General features: G+C 58.5%; 14 protein-coding genes. 5 read left to right on the forward strand and 9 right to left on the reverse strand.

Annotated features, from left to right (window positions below; all coding sequences use genetic code 11):
* Window positions 1-38 precede the first annotated feature (38 nt).
* From ACR0E2_RS11000 to ACR0E2_RS11010, 3 genes are all read left to right on the forward strand, one after another.
* Entirely contained in the window at window positions 39-587 is a 549-nt protein-coding gene (locus tag ACR0E2_RS11000) for a thioredoxin family protein (RefSeq protein WP_480446435.1), read from the forward strand.
* A gap of 3 nt (window positions 588-590) precedes the next feature.
* Window positions 591-968 carry a VOC family protein gene (locus tag ACR0E2_RS11005; RefSeq protein WP_480446436.1) on the forward strand — a complete coding sequence of 126 codons (378 nt, stop codon included), beginning with the start codon at window positions 591-593 and terminating at the stop codon, window positions 966-968.
* A gap of 191 nt (window positions 969-1,159) precedes the next feature.
* On the forward strand, window positions 1,160-4,480 hold the full coding sequence (locus ACR0E2_RS11010; RefSeq protein ID WP_480446437.1) for an ATP-binding protein: 3,321 nt from the start codon (window positions 1,160-1,162) through the stop codon (window positions 4,478-4,480).
* Window positions 4,481-4,565: 85 nt separating this feature from the next.
* On the opposite strand, the gene ACR0E2_RS11015 is transcribed toward ACR0E2_RS11010, so the two are convergent.
* Window positions 4,566-5,573 (reverse strand): D-cysteine desulfhydrase family protein, encoded by a 1,008-nt coding sequence (locus ACR0E2_RS11015; protein WP_480446438.1) that lies wholly within the window; start codon window positions 5,571-5,573, stop codon window positions 4,566-4,568.
* Between the two features lie 206 nt (window positions 5,574-5,779).
* Window positions 5,780-6,472, reverse strand: coding sequence for a Crp/Fnr family transcriptional regulator (locus ACR0E2_RS11020; RefSeq protein WP_152460355.1), 693 nt, complete (start codon window positions 6,470-6,472; stop codon window positions 5,780-5,782).
* A gap of 187 nt (window positions 6,473-6,659) precedes the next feature.
* Between ACR0E2_RS11020 and hemA the strand changes: the two genes are divergently transcribed.
* A complete protein-coding gene (gene hemA, locus ACR0E2_RS11025; protein WP_171169751.1) occupies window positions 6,660-7,883 on the forward strand; it encodes a 5-aminolevulinate synthase in 1,224 nt (407 codons plus the stop codon).
* Window positions 7,884-7,938: 55 nt separating this feature from the next.
* Here hemA and ACR0E2_RS11030 read toward each other — a convergent pair whose 3' ends face one another.
* Genes ACR0E2_RS11030 through ACR0E2_RS11055 form a run of 6 tightly spaced genes read right to left on the reverse strand, consistent with a single transcriptional unit; the run spans window position 7,939 to window position 13,355 of the window.
* Window positions 7,939-8,208: a cytochrome C oxidase subunit IV family protein gene (locus tag ACR0E2_RS11030; protein WP_480446439.1), complete on the reverse strand. Its 270-nt coding sequence runs from the start codon at window positions 8,206-8,208 to the stop codon at window positions 7,939-7,941.
* A 22-nt stretch (window positions 8,209-8,230) separates the two neighbouring features.
* Entirely contained in the window at window positions 8,231-8,779 is a 549-nt protein-coding gene (locus tag ACR0E2_RS11035; RefSeq protein WP_480446440.1) for a cytochrome c oxidase subunit 3, read from the reverse strand.
* Window positions 8,776-10,698, reverse strand: a complete 1,923-nt coding sequence (locus ACR0E2_RS11040) for a nitric oxide reductase activation protein NorD (protein ID WP_480446441.1) — start codon at window positions 10,696-10,698, stop codon at window positions 8,776-8,778. The genes ACR0E2_RS11035 and ACR0E2_RS11040 overlap by 4 nt, the downstream gene beginning before the upstream one ends.
* A gap of 8 nt (window positions 10,699-10,706) precedes the next feature.
* Window positions 10,707-11,516 carry a CbbQ/NirQ/NorQ/GpvN family protein gene (locus ACR0E2_RS11045; protein ID WP_371419757.1) on the reverse strand — a complete coding sequence of 270 codons (810 nt, stop codon included), beginning with the start codon at window positions 11,514-11,516 and terminating at the stop codon, window positions 10,707-10,709.
* A 5-nt stretch (window positions 11,517-11,521) separates the two neighbouring features.
* Window positions 11,522-12,889 (reverse strand): cbb3-type cytochrome c oxidase subunit I, encoded by a 1,368-nt coding sequence (locus ACR0E2_RS11050; protein WP_152460361.1) that lies wholly within the window; start codon window positions 12,887-12,889, stop codon window positions 11,522-11,524.
* 16 nt (window positions 12,890-12,905) lie between these two features.
* The gene (locus ACR0E2_RS11055; protein ID WP_152460362.1) at window positions 12,906-13,355 is read right to left on the reverse strand and encodes a c-type cytochrome; all 450 of its coding nucleotides are present in this window, start codon (window positions 13,353-13,355) and stop codon (window positions 12,906-12,908) included.
* 267 nt (window positions 13,356-13,622) lie between these two features.
* Between ACR0E2_RS11055 and ACR0E2_RS11060 the strand changes: the two genes are divergently transcribed.
* Window positions 13,623-14,735 carry a Hint domain-containing protein gene (locus ACR0E2_RS11060; RefSeq protein ID WP_480446442.1) on the forward strand — a complete coding sequence of 371 codons (1,113 nt, stop codon included), beginning with the start codon at window positions 13,623-13,625 and terminating at the stop codon, window positions 14,733-14,735.
* Between the two features lie 18 nt (window positions 14,736-14,753).
* Here the strand turns inward: ACR0E2_RS11060 and ACR0E2_RS11065 are convergent, their stop codons facing one another.
* The gene (locus ACR0E2_RS11065) at window positions 14,754-15,950 is read right to left on the reverse strand and encodes an NnrS family protein (RefSeq protein WP_480446443.1); all 1,197 of its coding nucleotides are present in this window, start codon (window positions 15,948-15,950) and stop codon (window positions 14,754-14,756) included.
* Window positions 15,951-16,147 lie beyond the last annotated feature (197 nt).

Here is a 16,147-nt window from a genome sequence, read left to right on the forward strand (position 1 = left end):
TGGTCTGAACATGCCAACTGGTCACAAAAAGGACAATCATGCTGCTCGACACTCCGATCTGCGATTTCGGTTGGAACGCCCCGGACTTCACGCTCAAAGACCCGAACGGTCGGGCCTTCAAGATGTCCGATCACCTGCAAAACGGGTTGCTGATCGCCTTCATCTGCAATCATTGCCCCTATGTCAAAACGATCACGGACCGGCTTGCCCAGGACACGGACCTGCTGATGTCCAAGGGTATCGGCGTGTTGGCGGTCATGTCGAACGACTATCGCGATTACGCCGAAGATTCGCCGCTGAACATGTTGGAATTCGCACGGCAGAACGGCTTCAACTTTCCATATCTCGTGGACGAAGATCAATCCGTAGGAAAGGCTTATGGTGCTGTCTGCACTCCGGATTTCTTCGGATTGAATGCGGACGGAAAGTTGCAGTACCGGGGCCGTCTGGACAATCTGGGTCGCGGCCAGACAGGCAAGCGCGAACCAGAATTGGTCAATGCGATGCTGCAAATTGCCGAGACCGGGCAAGGCCCCCAAGATCAGACACCATCAATGGGATGTTCGATCAAATGGACCCGAGGCTAGGCCATGGGGATCACGTCACTGGATCATGTCAACCTGCGCACCACGCGTTTGGACGAGATGATCGAATGGTACTGCAACGTGCTGGGGATGCGGATCGGGCCACGCCCGCCCTTCCCTTTTCCCGGAGCCTGGCTTTATGTCGAAGAAAACGCCTTTGTGCATCTGGTCGGTGTCGAGGCCGAGGCCACGGGTTCGGACGCAGACCTGAAGCTTGAGCATTTCGCTTTTTCGGCGACAGGGTTGGATCGGTTCGAAGCGCATCTCAAAACAAATGGCGTCTCCTATCGCCGTGTGGAACTGACAGCGATCGACACCGTTCAGTTGAACGTCTGGGATCCGGACGGCAATCACATACACATCGATTTTCGGACCGACGAATAGAGATGGCAGGCTCCGATACCGTTTCGCGCAATGAAATTTCCTCACCCTTACATTGAACACTTGACCGGAATTCGCGGGTCGTCCTTGATAGAGTGGTGTTTTCCCGGACTGCGCCCGGGGCTGGTCCTTTCAACCAGAGGGAAATGGGGAATGCTTGGATCGGCCTGGTCGCGGCCATGCATGGTGGTCAAATGGCTGACATAGATGAATGGCTGATCCGAAACGGCTTGTCCAAATATGTCGACGCCTTCTCCCGGCACGAGGTCGAACTGGGTGATCTGCCGGAACTGAGCGACGATGACCTTGTCACGATCGGCCTGCCCCTTGGACCCAGACGCCGCTTTCTGAAAGCAATACGGGATGAAACCGGGCAGCCTGCGGGATCACATCGCGCGCATCAAGAACCCAACATCATTGCAGAGCGCAGACAGCTGACGGTCATGTTCATCGATCTTGTTGGATCGACGGCGATATCGCAAAAGCTGGATCCTGAAGATCTGGCCGAGGTTCTGAGGCTGTTCAAAGAGACCTGCGCCGCTGCGGTCGCCGCTTTTGACGGGCATATCGCCAGTTACTATGGCGACGGCATCATGGTGTTTTTTGGCTTTCCGCATGCGCATGAAGACGACCCGGAACGCGCCATTCATGCAGGTCTTAGGATCGTTCGCGAAATTCCGGAAATCCGCACGCATGCACATCTTGAAGTCCGCATAGGGATCGCGACCGGCCTGGTTGTCGTCGGTGACCTGCGGGGAGAGAAGATGTTCGAGGATGGAACCGCCATGGGCGAGACCCCGAACCTTGCCGCACGGCTTCAATCGATGGCTGATCCGGGGACAATGATCGTCGCGCCGACGACACGGGAGTTGGCGGGTGATGCGTTCGAATATGTGCGCCGTGGTACGTTTCAGTTGAAAGGCTTTGCCAAAGAGGTCGAAGCCTGGCAGGTCACCGGCACGCGCCAGACTCTCAGCCGTTTTCTTGCGGCAGACGACGCCCGGATGAGTTCATTGGTCGGGCGCGCGCAGGAGCATGAAACCCTTCAAAGCAAGTGGAAGCTGGCCCGTCAGGGTCAAGGTCAGGTGGTGCTGGTCTCGGGCGAGGCGGGCATAGGAAAATCCAGGCTGATCGAAGAGCTTCGCCGCACGATCCCGGACGCAAAACACCGACAGCTTCGATTTCAGTGTTCGCCCTTTCATGACGCAAGCGCGTTGTACCCGATCATTCGCCAGCTTGAAAACGCGGCCGAACTGCGGGCCGGTGACAGTGCGGACGAAAAATTGAACAAGATCCACGGCGTTCTGGGTGATCCTTCTGAAGGGTCTCTGAAACTGGCTGCGGCACTGTTGTCGGTCCCGTTTGAAGACAGCCTTGGCCCGCTGGACTTGACCCCTGAGCAGATCATGAAGCAGACGCTGGACATGCTGGTCAATCATGTGATCGGCCTGGCGCAGGAAACCCCAACCCTGTTGCTGTTTGAAGATGCACATTGGATCGATCCAACGACAAAGACTCTGCTTGATCAGCTTGTAACCCGAATAGAGAACGCGCGCCTGCTGATGGTCATGAGCTATCGGATAGGCTTTGATACGGACTGGCCACAATCGCACAACCTGATGCACGTCGCGCTTCAACAACTGGATTTCGCGCAGGTCAAAGAGATCGTGAACGACGTTGCCAAGGGCAAGACCGTCCCGGACGAAGTTCACCACCTGATTGCTGCCAGATCCAACGGCGTCCCGCTGTTCGTAGAAGAGGTGACGAAGGATCTGCTGGAATCCGATCTTCTGACCGAACGCGCCGACGCCTATACGATCGACCGGTCCACGCCATCACCCACTGTGCCGAAGACACTGCATGATGCCTTGATGGCTCGTCTCGATCGTCTGAGCTCGGCCAAGGAAGTGGCACAGATCGGCGCTGTCATTGGCCCGCAATTCTCTTATCCGATGATTGCAAGTGTGTCCCGTTTTGATGAACGGGCGTTGCGATCCGGTCTGGATTTGCTTGTGGATGCCGGGATCGTGATCGTTTCAGACTCAGAGCCCGAGGAGACGTTCAGTTACCGTCACGCTCTCATTCGCGACACCGCTTACAACAGCCTGCTGAAACGCGAGAGGCGAACGCTGCATGCGCGTGTGGTCCAAGCACTGAACTCTGCCTCGTTGCACGAAAACTCTGCCGGTCCGGAAATTCTGGCTCATCACTACACGATGGCAGATATGCCGGACGAAGCGATAGAACACTGGTATCTGGCCGGACAACGTGCCGTTGAACGCTCGGCCGGGATTGAAGCAGCCACTCAGCTGGGGCGTGCGTTGGCGTTGCTTGAACAGCAGGAAGACTCGGTTGACCGCGACCGCATGGAAACCAAGATCCAGACATTGCGGGCCGGCGTTCTGCGCTCGACCGCTGGCATCGCGGCCGATGAAACAGGGGCGGTGTATGCCCGGATCCGCGACCTGTGCAATCGGCTGGGCGAAACCGAACAATTGTTCCCTGTGCTCAATGGTCTCTATGCGTATCATCTGGTCCGCGGCGAATACGACTTGGCCAGGGACGTCGCGGCGCAGTTGCTGGACCTGTCCAAGCTGACCGACGAAACGCATCACATAATGATTGCCCACCGGGCCATGGGTGCCGTCTTGTTGCATATCGGGCAGCAGGACGCCGCCTATGCACATCTGCGACAAGCGCTGCGCTTGTATGATTCTCAGCAGCACAGCCGTCTTGCCTATGTCTACGGCACGGATCATGCCGCCATTACATCCTGCTTCCTGAGCATGACGGTTTGGTTGCGCGGAGAACCGGACCGCGCGCTCGAGATTCAGCATCAGGCGATCTCGGCGGCGCAGAAACTCAATCACGCTCATAGCCTGGCACAGACGCTGACATATCTGTGTATGCTGCACCTGTTGCGGCGTGAACCTGAACAGGTTTACGACGTGGCCGCGCGTCTTGAGGAACTGGCGACCAAACACACCTTCCCCTTCATGACACTGACGGCGAATGTCTGGCGGTGTTGGGCGGACACACAGATCAAGCCAGGCCCGGAAACGATCCGAGCAATGCGCGACGCGTCCGAAGCCTGGTGGGCCAGCGGGGCCGGAAACTACAAGCCGGTGTTCCTGACGGCCCTTGCCGAAGCGTCATTGAAAGCGAACGACCCGAAGGCGGCTCAGCGCCTGCTGGATGAAGCCCGTGAACAGCAGGTTCTGACCAATGAAGCCTGGGCTCAGCCCGAGACGGATCGGATACAGGCGTTGGTGCGGTCCACGGACAGTGCCGCAGATGATCTGTTTACGGAGGCTCTGGAAACCGCACGCAAACAGCAGGCAAGAATGTTCGAACTGCGCACAGCGGTGGATTACGTGCAAACTTGCGACCGCTTTGGCTGCACGCCGGCCTCGCCGCCTGATCTTGGAAAGATTTTGGCCACGATCGTTGGCGGCGCGCAGACCCGCGATGTCGCGCAGGCCATGTCTTTGCTCAATCAATCGAAAGTGTCATAGGGTACTGACCCGGCCAGTTCGGCGGACAACACCTTTGCGTTCATCCTGTTGCCCTGTAGGACCACAGGCGCAATGCTGCGCTGTTTCAACTCGGTTGCAACTCGTCCTGATATCCGAACAACGCAGGTTGACCACCCGTGTGCAGCAGAACAACTTTCTGGCCTTTTTCGATGGCACCTTGTTCAAGCAGCCCAAGAAGCCCTGCAAAGGTTTTGGCGGAATAAACAGGGTCAAGAAAAATGCCCTCGGAGCGCGCCATCAGGGTCAACGCCTCGCGGGTTGCGGGGCCGATCCGCCCATATCCGGGTGCCAAGGCGCCGTCCCAGGTATAGATGTCTTCCATGACCAAAGCAGGGTCGAAACCCATCATGGTCGCCAATCGCCCCAGGACCTTTTGCAGACGCGCGTGCTGCTGGTTCTGATCGCGACGCACGCATATGCCGTAGACAGGCGCAGTCTGTCCGACCAAACGCAATCCGGCCAGAAACCCGCCATGGGTTGCCCCGCTTCCCGACGGCACCACCGCGGCGTCGAAATCGCTGGTCTGAGTATGCAACTCGGCCGCCCCCGCCACATAGCCCAATGCCCCCAGCGGAGGGTGATCTATGCCCAGATGGATCACGTATGGCTTCCGACCCATGGCAACCAGTTCCTCGGCGCGTTCGTGAAGAGCGCCGTCCGCGCCCGCCTCGTCCTCACCCTTGGGATAGCCAATATGTTCCGCCCCCAGAAGCTGTGCCAGAAGAACATTCCCGGATCGATGGTAGTATTCGCCCATATTCGTCACGCGGTCTTCCAATTGAAGAACGGATGACATTCCCAGCTTTGCCGCCGCAGCTGCCGCGGTGCGCACGAAATTGGATTGCACGGCACCTGTGATCAGGATGGTGTCCGCCCGCTGCCTCAGCGCCTCACCCATATAAAATTCCAGCTGGCGGGTCTTGTTTCCGCCGAAGCTGAGCCCGGTTAGGTCGTCGCGCTTGATCCACAGGTCCAGCCCCAGTTGGTCAGAAAGACGCTCAAGCCGTTCGACCGGTGTGACCGATGTCATCAACCTTGCGCGGGAATAGTTTGAAAGCGCTGCGTCTATCATGGACCAGGTGCCCCTTCATTTTCATGCAAAAGACTCGTGCCGATGGATGGCACTGCTGATCAGGATAGTGAGGTTTAGGAAAGCGTGGAAGACAGCCGGTCACGCGCAAAAGCGCCCGACTGAAGCCCCCGTTGGAGCTGGCCAGTTTCGGATAACGGGTTTTCCGTGAATTTGCAGCGCCGAAGGGTCCGGCCGCCGGTGATCAATCACCTCTCGCTGGTGTCGCTTTCGGCGTAGTTGCGCAAATCGTCCATGTCGGCGATATCCGCGTGGTTCCTGTTGATCTTGACGCCAACGGGTTTCAACCGCGAAAACGCGCGGCTCAGGCTTTCGGGCTTCATCCCAAGACGTCCGGCGATAAGCATCTTGTCGTAAGGCAGTTCCACCTCGCAGCGACCGGAATCGCGATCGCACAGGTTCAACAGAAACTCTGCGACGCGTTGCGCCCCGGTTTGCGCCTTCAATTGTTCCAGCTGCGCCACCAGAGCATGCAGATGCGTGAACGTCGCAGCCAGAATTGAAACGCCGATTTCCGGGTCTTCCTTCATGAGTGACAGCAGCACCGGGCTGGGAATGTGCATCACTTCACAGGCTGAGACGGCTTCGGCGGACACGGGATACGGCACGTTGCGCAGCGCAACGGCCTCACCAAAGCTTTCTCCGCGGGTGAAAACGCTCACCACCGCTTCCGCCCCGGTCGGAGAGATACGGAACAGCTTGACCCAACCCGCCAGCACGACGTGCACGGCCTTGGCTTCTTCCTCTTGCAGAAAGATCGTCTCGCCACGGTCATATTGCCGCCAAATCGCTTGCCGCAGCAAAGTATCCACATGCTGATCCGGCAGGCTGCGCAGAAGCAGAGACTGCCGCGCAATCGCCTTTTGTGCCTCGTGTGACATGAAGGCACTCCCTTCTTCATCCAGTCCGGGCGATGGCCCGGGATATCATCCCCAATGCCCTGCTATGCCAAAGCCGGCGTGGCAGTGCCAGTCTTTTTCTTGACGATCAACTTGACAATTGTCATGTCACGGGGCCCGTCGCTGCCCTAGGGTCGGTTCGCAGCCAGTTATCCGGGGAGCATGTCAGATGGATTTCGAGCGATTTTTCAGCCAGAGCCTCGACGCTTTGAAAGATGAAGGAAACTATCGGGTTTTCATCGACTTGCAGCGACGTTGCGGAGCCTTCCCGAACGCTCGCCAGACCGATGGTTCGATCCAGCGGGATGTGCGTATCTGGTGCTCGAATGACTACCTTGGAATGGGGCAACACCCTGCGGTCATCAACGCCATGCACGATGCGCTGGAGCGTTGTGGCGCCGGTGCGGGCGGAACGCGCAACATTTCGGGCACGACGCATGACCACGTTCTGCTCGAGGCAGAGTTGGCAGATCTCCATGGCAAAGAGGCCGCTTTGCTGTTCACCTCGGGCTATGTGTCAAACTGGGCCGCTCTGGGAACGCTGGCTGCGAAGATCCCCGGTCTGATCGTTTTCTCTGATGCGCTGAACCATGCCTCGATGATCGAAGGCATCCGCCACTCACGGGCGCAGAAAGTGATCTGGAAACATAACGATCTTGCGGATCTGGAGGCCAAACTGGCCGCCGCCGACCCTGACGCGCCCAAGATGATCGCCTTTGAATCCGTCTATTCCATGGATGGTGATATCGCGCCGATCAAGGAAATCTGCGACCTGGCCGACAAATACGGCGCGATGACATATCTGGACGAAGTTCACGCCGTCGGCCTCTATGGCCCGCGCGGCGGTGGCATTGCCGAGCGTGAGGGCCTGATGGATCGCCTGACCGTGATCGAAGGCACGCTGGGCAAGGCCTTCGGCGTGGTCGGCGGCTACATCGCAGCCTCGGCCGCGCTGTGCGATTTTGTTCGCAGCTTTGCCAGCGGCTTCATCTTCACCACGGCCCTGCCACCTTCGATCGCGGCCGGTGCGGCCGCATCTATCCGGCATCTGAAGCAGTCAAGCGCCGAGCGTGATCTGCAAAAGGCCCGTGTGGATCAGGTGCGCGCCCGTCTGGATGCGGAAGGGATACCGCATCTGCCGAACCCCAGCCATATCATCCCGGTGATGGTGGGCGACCCGGTGAAGTGCAAATTCATCTCGGATACGCTACTTGAAGAATTCGGCATCTACATCCAGCCGATCAACTATCCTACTGTCCCCAAGGGCACCGAACGTTTGCGGATCACGCCGTCGCCGGTCCACACAGATGAGGATATCGATCATCTGGTGGGTGCCTTGTCGGCGCTCTGGCAACGTTGTCAGATCGCGCGGATCCCACAGGCCGCTCAGTAATCAGAACCCCCCTTTGCTTGATTTATGCCGCCTCTTGGGGCGGCATTTTTTTGCCTCAGACCAGATAGAGCGCAAAAACAACTACGGAAAATCCGGTCAACACCATGGTGAACCCACGCAGCCAGCTTTGGCTGTTCTCCAAATCCAGGTAGTGTTTCAGGATCACGCGGGCCTTGATCAGCGCCAGCAACAGGATACCGCCAGCGATGATCGCGGTTGGTGCCCCAATCAAGGTCAGCAGCGCGGATCCCACGCTGAGGGCCAAAAGCCCAAGCCAAGCCTGGGTCAGAGAGTTCGGCGACCTCTGGTGAGAACTGTTGGTCAAAGATGAAGGTTGGGCCATCCGACTATCCCAGCAGATAGATCACTGGAAACAGCATGATCCAGACCAGGTCCACCATGTGCCAGAACTGCGCGCCCGCTTCGACGCTACTGGGGTCGTCGCGCCAGGCCACCAGCAACAGAATTCCAACCCCGGCCAGCACATGCGCGGCATGAAAGCCGGTCAGCATGTAGTAGAACAGAAAGAATGGATGCGTTTCGTATCCTATCCCCTGAGACGCCTTGTCGGCGTATTCCGCACCCTTGATGATCAGGAACACGACACCCAGAACCGCGGCAAGGATCAGTGCCAAACGGGCCCGAAAACGTTGCATGTTCCGCCGCCAATGCAGCGCCTGCGCGGCCAGATAGCCGGATGTCACCAATACCGCCGTGTTCAATGCCGCACCCGTGCGATGCAGATGCGACTGCGCCTCGGCAAAACCTGCCGAATCGGTCAGGCGTACCCCCATGAAGGCGATCATCCCCGCGCCAAAGACCAGCAGTTCCGAAATGATCAGAACCCACATCAGGAACTCGCCCGGCAGTTCGTCGATCAGAGAGGCATCACTCATGCGCCGACCAACTGGCGATAGATCTGCGGCAGGGCCATGGTCAGGCGATGCGGATCTGGAATGACGGCGAAACCGCCCTGCCCGAACATGCGCGGAAACCAGCTTTTGCCGGTTTTATCGATGGTGACGCCGAACACCGACTGTCCGACCCGGCGCGCCTCGCGTATGGCCATGCAGGTATCTTCGATGCCGTGGCGCCCCTCGTAGTGATCCAGGTCGTTTGGCTTGCCGTCGGTGATGACCAGCAGCAATCGGCGCTTGCGGGACTGGCTGGCCAGATCTGCGGAACAGTGCCGGATTGCCGCGCCCAACCTTGTATAATGTCCCGGGCGCAGCGACGCGATGCGCTGTTCTACTTTGGTTCCCATCGGTTCGTCGAACCGTTTGCAACGCTGCATATACACGCGCTGACGCTTGAGGGAGCTGAACGCATGAATGGCGAAATCGTCACCGCAAGCGTTCAGGCCCCAGGCCAAGGCCGCCAGCGCCTCGCGTTCGATATCGATCACGGCGCGGCCTGTGACCGCGCTTTCGGTGGATCGGCTGACATCCAGCAGGATCGACACCGCCAGATCGCGGGCCTCGGGGCGGGATTGCATCCAGACGCGTTCCGTCCCTTCACCATTTGCGCAGCGGTCAACCTGCGCCCGAACGGCGGCTTCCATATCCAGCTGATCCCCGTCCAGATGGCCCCGGGTCATCACGCGCCCCGGGCGCAGCGCCTCGAATTGGCGCTTTACGGCGCGAATGCGGCGCGCAGTGGCCGGATCCTTGCCGAACTCGGCAGCATCGCCGCGGATATCGGCATCCGAAAGCAGAACGTTCACATGATCCGGCAGGTATTGACCTGTCCGCACGTCCCATTCGGGATATAGAATACGGCCTGACAGGCGTTCGCGGTTGACGTCTTCGGGTGCCAGATCAAGGTGAAGCTTCAACCTGGTAGGCGGCGCCTTTGAAATCTGGCCAAGACCGATCTCTTCCTGATCGTCAGCCGCCTTCTTGGCGTTGTCGGGATCGTCGTCATCGATGCGACGATTGATATTCAGAAACTCGGCCCAACTGAGGATGGCTTCGAACTTGTGCAGAATGAAACTGTCGCTGCGCTCGGCCTGATCCGATTTGCGGCGCCGGGCACGGTGTGTCTTTTCGCCGGATTCCTCTGGCGGGCCTTCGGTATCGGGGTTTTCAACCTCGTTGTGTTCCGAGAACCCAACTGCCCGCAACTCCGGCCACAGGGGAACCGGACGCATCGGCTGATAGCCGCGCGGGGCGATCAGATCGTCGTCAAGTGCCAGAAGGTGCTCGGCCTGATCCGACAGGGGCTTGGGATCGCCCAGCATATGAAGGATCAGTTCTTCAACCGCGGCCTCGGCAGGCGGCAGGCTGGGGATGTCGCGCTGATACAGCACGCCCTTGCACAGCTCGGTATACAGCGGACGCAAGCCAGGCGCATCGTCCAGAGTCGCCTCGACCATGTGCCGGGCGGCGATCAAGGCACGCAGGTCGGCACGCAGTGGATCATCTTCGTCAATTCGGGTTCCGGCATGGGCCGCGGCGGCGGCCAACCAGACATAGAGCGCGCCGTTTGCCTCGCGTGCGGGGAATACGGCCAGACGGTCGGGCAGACGCAAAACCTCTCCGTCGAACGAGGCGCGCGGCATCAATTCCACTTCGGTTGCAAGTTTGCGGCGCCAACTCAGGCGGTGGCGCGAAACCTCGGGTGAGACCGGGCGCAATTCAACGCCCGGACTACCCCCAAGCCCCCGAAAGAGGACTGCCAGCCGCCCCGCGACCTCGGAAAGGTCGACCGCGGCTCCAACATGCACCTGGGGTGCATCGAGGCGGCTGGCAAGGGTGTGCCACAGTTTCCCGATGGTTTCTTCGGGTTCCCATGGCTCAAAGTCGATCCTGACCATCGCCGGCCTCACCCAAAGACGGCGGTGACAAGATCGAGGAGCCCGCGTTTGATATCCTCGTCATCGGTCAGAGGTTCGATCATGGCGGCAAGGATGGCGCGGTCGGTGGACATGCCCTGCGCGATCAGCGTCGCGGCATAGACGACCAGCCGGGTGGACACGCCTTCCTCGAGGTCCTGACCCTTGAGCCCGCGCAGCTTGCCCGCCAGCCGCACCAGCGGCTTGCAGCGTTCCAGCGGCAGGCCGCTTTCCTGCGCGACCACTTCGGCTTCCATCTGAGGTGAGGGAAAGTCGAATTCCAGCGAGATGAACCGCTGCCGGGTCGAGGGTTTGAGGGTCTTCAGGATATTCTGATAGCCGGGGTTGTAGGACGCCACCAGCATGAAACCGGGCGCGGCCTCAAGCTCTTCGCCGGTGCGGTCGATCGGCAGGATGCGCCGGTCGTCGGTCAGCGGGTGCAGTACGACAGTCACGTCCTTGCGGGCCTCGACCACCTCATCCAGATAGCAGATCGCGCCTTCGCGCACCGCGCGGGTCAGGGGGCCATCGACCCAGACGGTTTCTCCGCCTTTCAACAGGTAGCGGCCAATCAGGTCGGCGGCGGCCAGATCGTCGTGGCAAGCCACGGTATAAAGCGGGCGGCCAAGTTTCGCGGCCATATGGGCCACAAAGCGGGTCTTGCCGCAGCCCGTCGGGCCTTTCAGCAGAACCGGCAGGTCGTTTTTGTAAGCGGCGGTGAAGACATCGCATTCATCGCCCTGGGGCAGGTAGAAGGGGGCGTTTGCCGCCCCCTCTTTCAGGTTCATGGAGCCATCCATATCCATCACTCCGCAGGGGTTTCAGCTGCGCCGGGTTCGATGACCTCTTTGCGGGGAACCCAGATCGAATAGATGAACAGCAGCGCCCCAAGGACAACGACCAGACCAGAGCCAAGACGCATCCAGTAGAAGATCGCGATCTGGTCCTGTACGTCCATGAAGTAGTCTCCGACCACGCGCTGCATATGTGTCTGCACGGTGCCGCCGAAGGTCAACACGAAGGTCATGAAGACCATGCCGCTGGTCATCAGCCAGAACGAGCCCATGTTTAGAACCTGATTGTAGGGATCACGGTTCTTCAGGATCGGCATCGCATAGCTGAAGATCGCAAGGTTGAGGCAGACATAGGCGCCGTAGAAGGCCAGGTGGCCGTGGGCTGCGGTGATCTGCGTGCCGTGGGTGTAATAGTTCACCCCGTGCAGCGTGTGCAGGAAGCCCCAGACACCGGCGCCGAAGAACGCCAGAGTGGCACAGCCCAGCGACCACAGCAGCGCGGCCTTGTTGGGGTGGTCACGACGGCCCTTCCAGACCATGACGAAGGCAAAGGCCATCATCGCAAAGAACGGGATCACCTCGAGGCTCGAGAAGATCGACCCGATCCACTGCCAGTATGCAGGCGTACCGATCCAGTAATAGTGGTGACCCGTGCCAAGGATGCCCGAGAACAGCGCGGCGGCGACGATGACGTATAGCCATTTTTCGACCACCTCACGGTCCACACCGGTCAGCTTCAGCATCAGATAGGCCAGGATCGAGGCCATGATCAGCTCCCACACACCTTCGACCCACAGGTGGACGACATACCACCAGTATTGCTTGTCCAGCGACAGGTTGCCCGGGTTGTAGAAGGCGAACAGGAACAGCAGCGCCAGACCCCAAAGGCCCAGAAGCAGGATGTTGGTGATCGCGGTCTTCTTGCCTTTCAGAACGGTCATCGACACGTTGTAAAGGAAGATCAATGCAGCCACGACGATACCGGCCTTGACCCATTTGGGTTGCTCAAGGAACTCGCGCCCCTCTTTGCCCAGCAGCCAGTTGCCTTCGAACAGGTTGAAGACATAGGTGACGACCACGCCCAACGTGCCGACAACAAGGATGATCAGTTGCAGATAGGCAAGCTTGGGCGAGTGGATCTCGCGCTCGGCTTCTTCCGGGATCAGGAAGTAGGCCGCACCAAAGAAACCCAGGATCAGCCAGACGATCAGAGAGTTGGTGTGCAGCATCCGCACGATGTTGAACGGCAGAAGCTCACTCAGGAAATTGGGGAATACATAGATGAAACCGGCCAGAAGGCCGCCGATCACCTGTATCGCGAACAACGCCATAGCTACCGCAAAGTAGGCATAGGCGATTTTTTGGGATTCGTATTTCATTGTTTCGTTCCCTTTCTCAGCCTGCTTCGTTGGGCGGCCAGCCCTGCGCGTCGATGTTGTCCGTCCAGATCAGGAAGTTGGTCAGGTCACGGAGTTCTTCGTCGCTGAGGTTGAAATTGGGCATTTGCCGACGACCGGGAATGCCGGTCGGTTGTGCTTCCATCCAGCCCTTGAGGGATTCAAAGGCTGATTCCGGGTCGTCCAGCACGCCCCAGCGGGTCATCACGTTGCCGACTTCCGGAGCAAAGTAAGCCCCTTCACCCAGAATCGAATGACAGTTCACACACGCGTGTTTTTCCCAGACATGCTTGCCCCGGACCACACTGTCATCCAGTTTTGCGGCATTTTCGGAATTGACGATATACCAGTGGGAATGGGCCGAAAGGGCCAGAAAGATGAGAATGAAGAACAGTGACCCGCCATAAAAAATATTGCGGGCCATGCTCTTTGTCATGACGTCTCGCATTGCGCTCTCCTTTGCGCAGATTAGCTAGTGTCTGCAACATGACGGGCGGGACGCGGGAGTGCCTTAACGAAAGTCAAGACTTCTCAAGTATGCTCTGGAACGAGGTCGGATGCCTGACAAACAGCAAGAACCACGAAAAAGCCTGGGGTTCGCCTTGATATCTGAACCAATCGTGAGGAATGTCGCGTCGACATTTTAGTATAGCGGAGTTATCCAAGCGCTTGAGAGAACAAGTGTAAATTCCGTGTCAAAGAGTGATGGGTTAAAATGGCAAACTATTCCTATATCGGTTATACGCCCGGCGTAATCACGGTGAATACGATTGGGCCGGATACGGTTACATTGGATGTCAATTTTGATCCTGACACGGATCGTCGTTTGTTCAGCGTGACAGACGCAGCCGGTGGATTTATTCAAAACGGCGGCGGACCACCCATTGTCGATACTGGCGATGTTTTCAACGGTGACCGCTTCGACAACGAAGACGGCGATGATCTGACGCAAACCGGCACCATCACCACCCTTGATGGCTCGACCACCTTTCTAAGTGGCCCAATTTACCTGGAAGAATCCTATATTCTGTCCAAACCAGGCGGGGGTACGATTACAGTTTATCGTGTGGAAGTTGACGGAACTTTGGGTGGTTACATAACCTCTGAACCCCTTGTGCCCGGCACGACATACTCGATGAACATCGTGAATGTTACGCCGACCAATGCTCCTGACACAACTGATCCGACCACTATCATTGACGTGCCGTGCTTCGTAGCCGGAACGTTGATAATGACTCCAGAAGGTCCGAGGCCCATCGAGGATTTGAAGGTGGGTGACGTGGTCGTCACCGCCGACAACGGACCGCAACACATACGCTGGATCGGCACGCGACATCTGGATCAGGCGGCGCTTCGCGCCCGTCCCAGGCTGAAGCCCATCCGGATCGAGGCCGGGTCACTGGGCGATCACTTGCCCCAGCGTGATCTTTTCGTGTCACCGCAACACCGTATGCTGGTCCGGTCGCCGATTGCCGTCAGAATGTTCGACGCCGAAGAGGTTCTTGTTCCTGCTCACATTCTTGTCGGCGTGCCCGGCATTTCAATCGTTGATGACACTCGTGCCGTGACCTATGTCCATCTTTTGTTCGACCGTCACGAGATCATCTATGCGGAAGGCGCACCTTCCGAAAGCCTGCTCACCGGTGCGCAGGCCTTGTCCAGTGTTCACCCGGACGCACGGGCGGAAATTCTTGAATTGTTCCCTGAATTAGATCAGCGCAATTACGTTCCGCTGGCCGCACGACGGATACCGGAAAAAGGGAAACGCGCTCGTGCCTTGGTCCATCGTCATATCAAGAACGCGCGGCCTCTGGTCGCTGAACGATAGGCGCCGCTTGAACCGGCCTCAGGTCTGTTGCACGGCGCGGGGGCCGGTCAGGGCAGGCCACATGGCAAACAGATACAGCCCCATTGCCGCGATCCAAAATCCATCCGCTGTCAGCATCGCCGTCATGTACCCTCCTGCCATGTCGGATCCCAGCCAACGCACAAGCGCTGCAACCGCCATCAAGCCATAGGCAATCGCCATGGGCTTTGGCGCGACAAGGGGACGACCGCTGTGGCCCAAGGCGGCGCGGCTCATTACGGCAAGGGTCATGCCACCAACGCAACCAATGCCCAGAACGTGGAGCGCGCCGATCTCATTTCCCATCCCGATGGCCGCCAACCCCCAGAGAATCAGACCCAGCGCCAGCATCCCGAGACCCAGATGCAGCGCGACAAGGATCGGTTGACGCAAGGCCCAGCCTGTTCTCCAACGCGCCATGCGCATCAGTTGAACACTGCCCATCACCAAAGCAACGGCCCCCGCTACAGGCCCGACATCAAGTGCAAGCACAAGCAGGGGCAGCAACAGCGCCAGAATCATCGTCGCCCTGTCCAGCCTGGCCACGGATACCGGCCACGATGCTTCGGGTTGACCCGCTCTTTTCATGGCATTGCGTGTAAAAGCCGGCGTAATCCGGCCACCCAGGATCGCGATCATCGAACACAAGGTCAAAAGCCCGGCCCGAATGCCGGTATTCAGCGTATCCACCGTGACCCCCATCCATTCCAAATGAACCATAACGTTCGAGGCCAACATCAGAACCAGAAGATACAGAAACACCATATTCTGGGGCTTGGACCGACGAACCAGTTGACTGGCAATCTTCAGCGCCAGAATGGGAACAAAGCTCAGGTCCACGACTGCGACGAACAAGGGTGGCAACACTCCGGAAAACCAGACCGCCAGACGCCCGGCCATCCAGATCAATGCGACAAGCGTGATAAAGCGGGCCCGCGCCTCGGGCGCACCGGTCCAGTTCGGCACGGCGGTCAGAAAAAACCCCCCCAAGGCGGCCGTTGCATACCCAAAAATCATCTCATGCGCGTGCCACATCACCGGGGGCATCGCGTAACTCTGTTCCATGTAGGGCATCAGTCCGTCGAGCGACGCCAACCATACGCCCCACGCGACTCCTGCAAACATACCGTAAAGACCCGCCGAAAGAAAAAAGACCCGGAACCCTTCACTGAAAACACGCGCGATTACAGCTGTCATGCCTGCTCTCCATAGCTTTTCCCGCCGTTGAACAATGTGTAGTGCCCGCATGACCCGGCGCCCTTAACCAAAATCAAGACTGGGCTTAAACATGTGTGAGAAACACAAGATTTATTGGGGGTTTTGATCTGTGTTTTCTTTCCAAAGTGCTTTGTCTGCACCCTTGCCGTTGACTTTGGTCAAGGATGACATCCACG

Source organism: Ruegeria sp. A4, from assembly GCF_056543025.1.

Coding starts and splice junctions, on each gene's coding strand:
- ACR0E2_RS11000 (WP_480446435.1), top strand. CDS start 39: ATGCTGCTCGACACTCCGATCTGCGATTTCGGTTGGAACGCCCCGGAC.
- ACR0E2_RS11005 (WP_480446436.1), top strand. CDS start 591: ATGGGGATCACGTCACTGGATCATGTCAACCTGCGCACCACGCGTTTG.
- ACR0E2_RS11010 (WP_480446437.1), top strand. CDS start 1,160: ATGGCTGACATAGATGAATGGCTGATCCGAAACGGCTTGTCCAAATAT.
- ACR0E2_RS11015 (WP_480446438.1), bottom strand. CDS start 5,573: ATGATAGACGCAGCGCTTTCAAACTATTCCCGCGCAAGGTTGATGACA.
- ACR0E2_RS11020 (WP_152460355.1), bottom strand. CDS start 6,472: ATGTCACACGAGGCACAAAAGGCGATTGCGCGGCAGTCTCTGCTTCTG.
- hemA (WP_171169751.1), top strand. CDS start 6,660: ATGGATTTCGAGCGATTTTTCAGCCAGAGCCTCGACGCTTTGAAAGAT.
- ACR0E2_RS11035 (WP_480446440.1), bottom strand. CDS start 8,779: ATGAGTGATGCCTCTCTGATCGACGAACTGCCGGGCGAGTTCCTGATG.
- ACR0E2_RS11040 (WP_480446441.1), bottom strand. CDS start 10,698: ATGGTCAGGATCGACTTTGAGCCATGGGAACCCGAAGAAACCATCGGG.
- ACR0E2_RS11045 (WP_371419757.1), bottom strand. CDS start 11,516: ATGGATGGCTCCATGAACCTGAAAGAGGGGGCGGCAAACGCCCCCTTC.
- ACR0E2_RS11050 (WP_152460361.1), bottom strand. CDS start 12,889: ATGAAATACGAATCCCAAAAAATCGCCTATGCCTACTTTGCGGTAGCT.
- ACR0E2_RS11055 (WP_152460362.1), bottom strand. CDS start 13,355: ATGCGAGACGTCATGACAAAGAGCATGGCCCGCAATATTTTTTATGGC.
- ACR0E2_RS11060 (WP_480446442.1), top strand. CDS start 13,623: ATGGCAAACTATTCCTATATCGGTTATACGCCCGGCGTAATCACGGTG.
- ACR0E2_RS11065 (WP_480446443.1), bottom strand. CDS start 15,950: ATGACAGCTGTAATCGCGCGTGTTTTCAGTGAAGGGTTCCGGGTCTTT.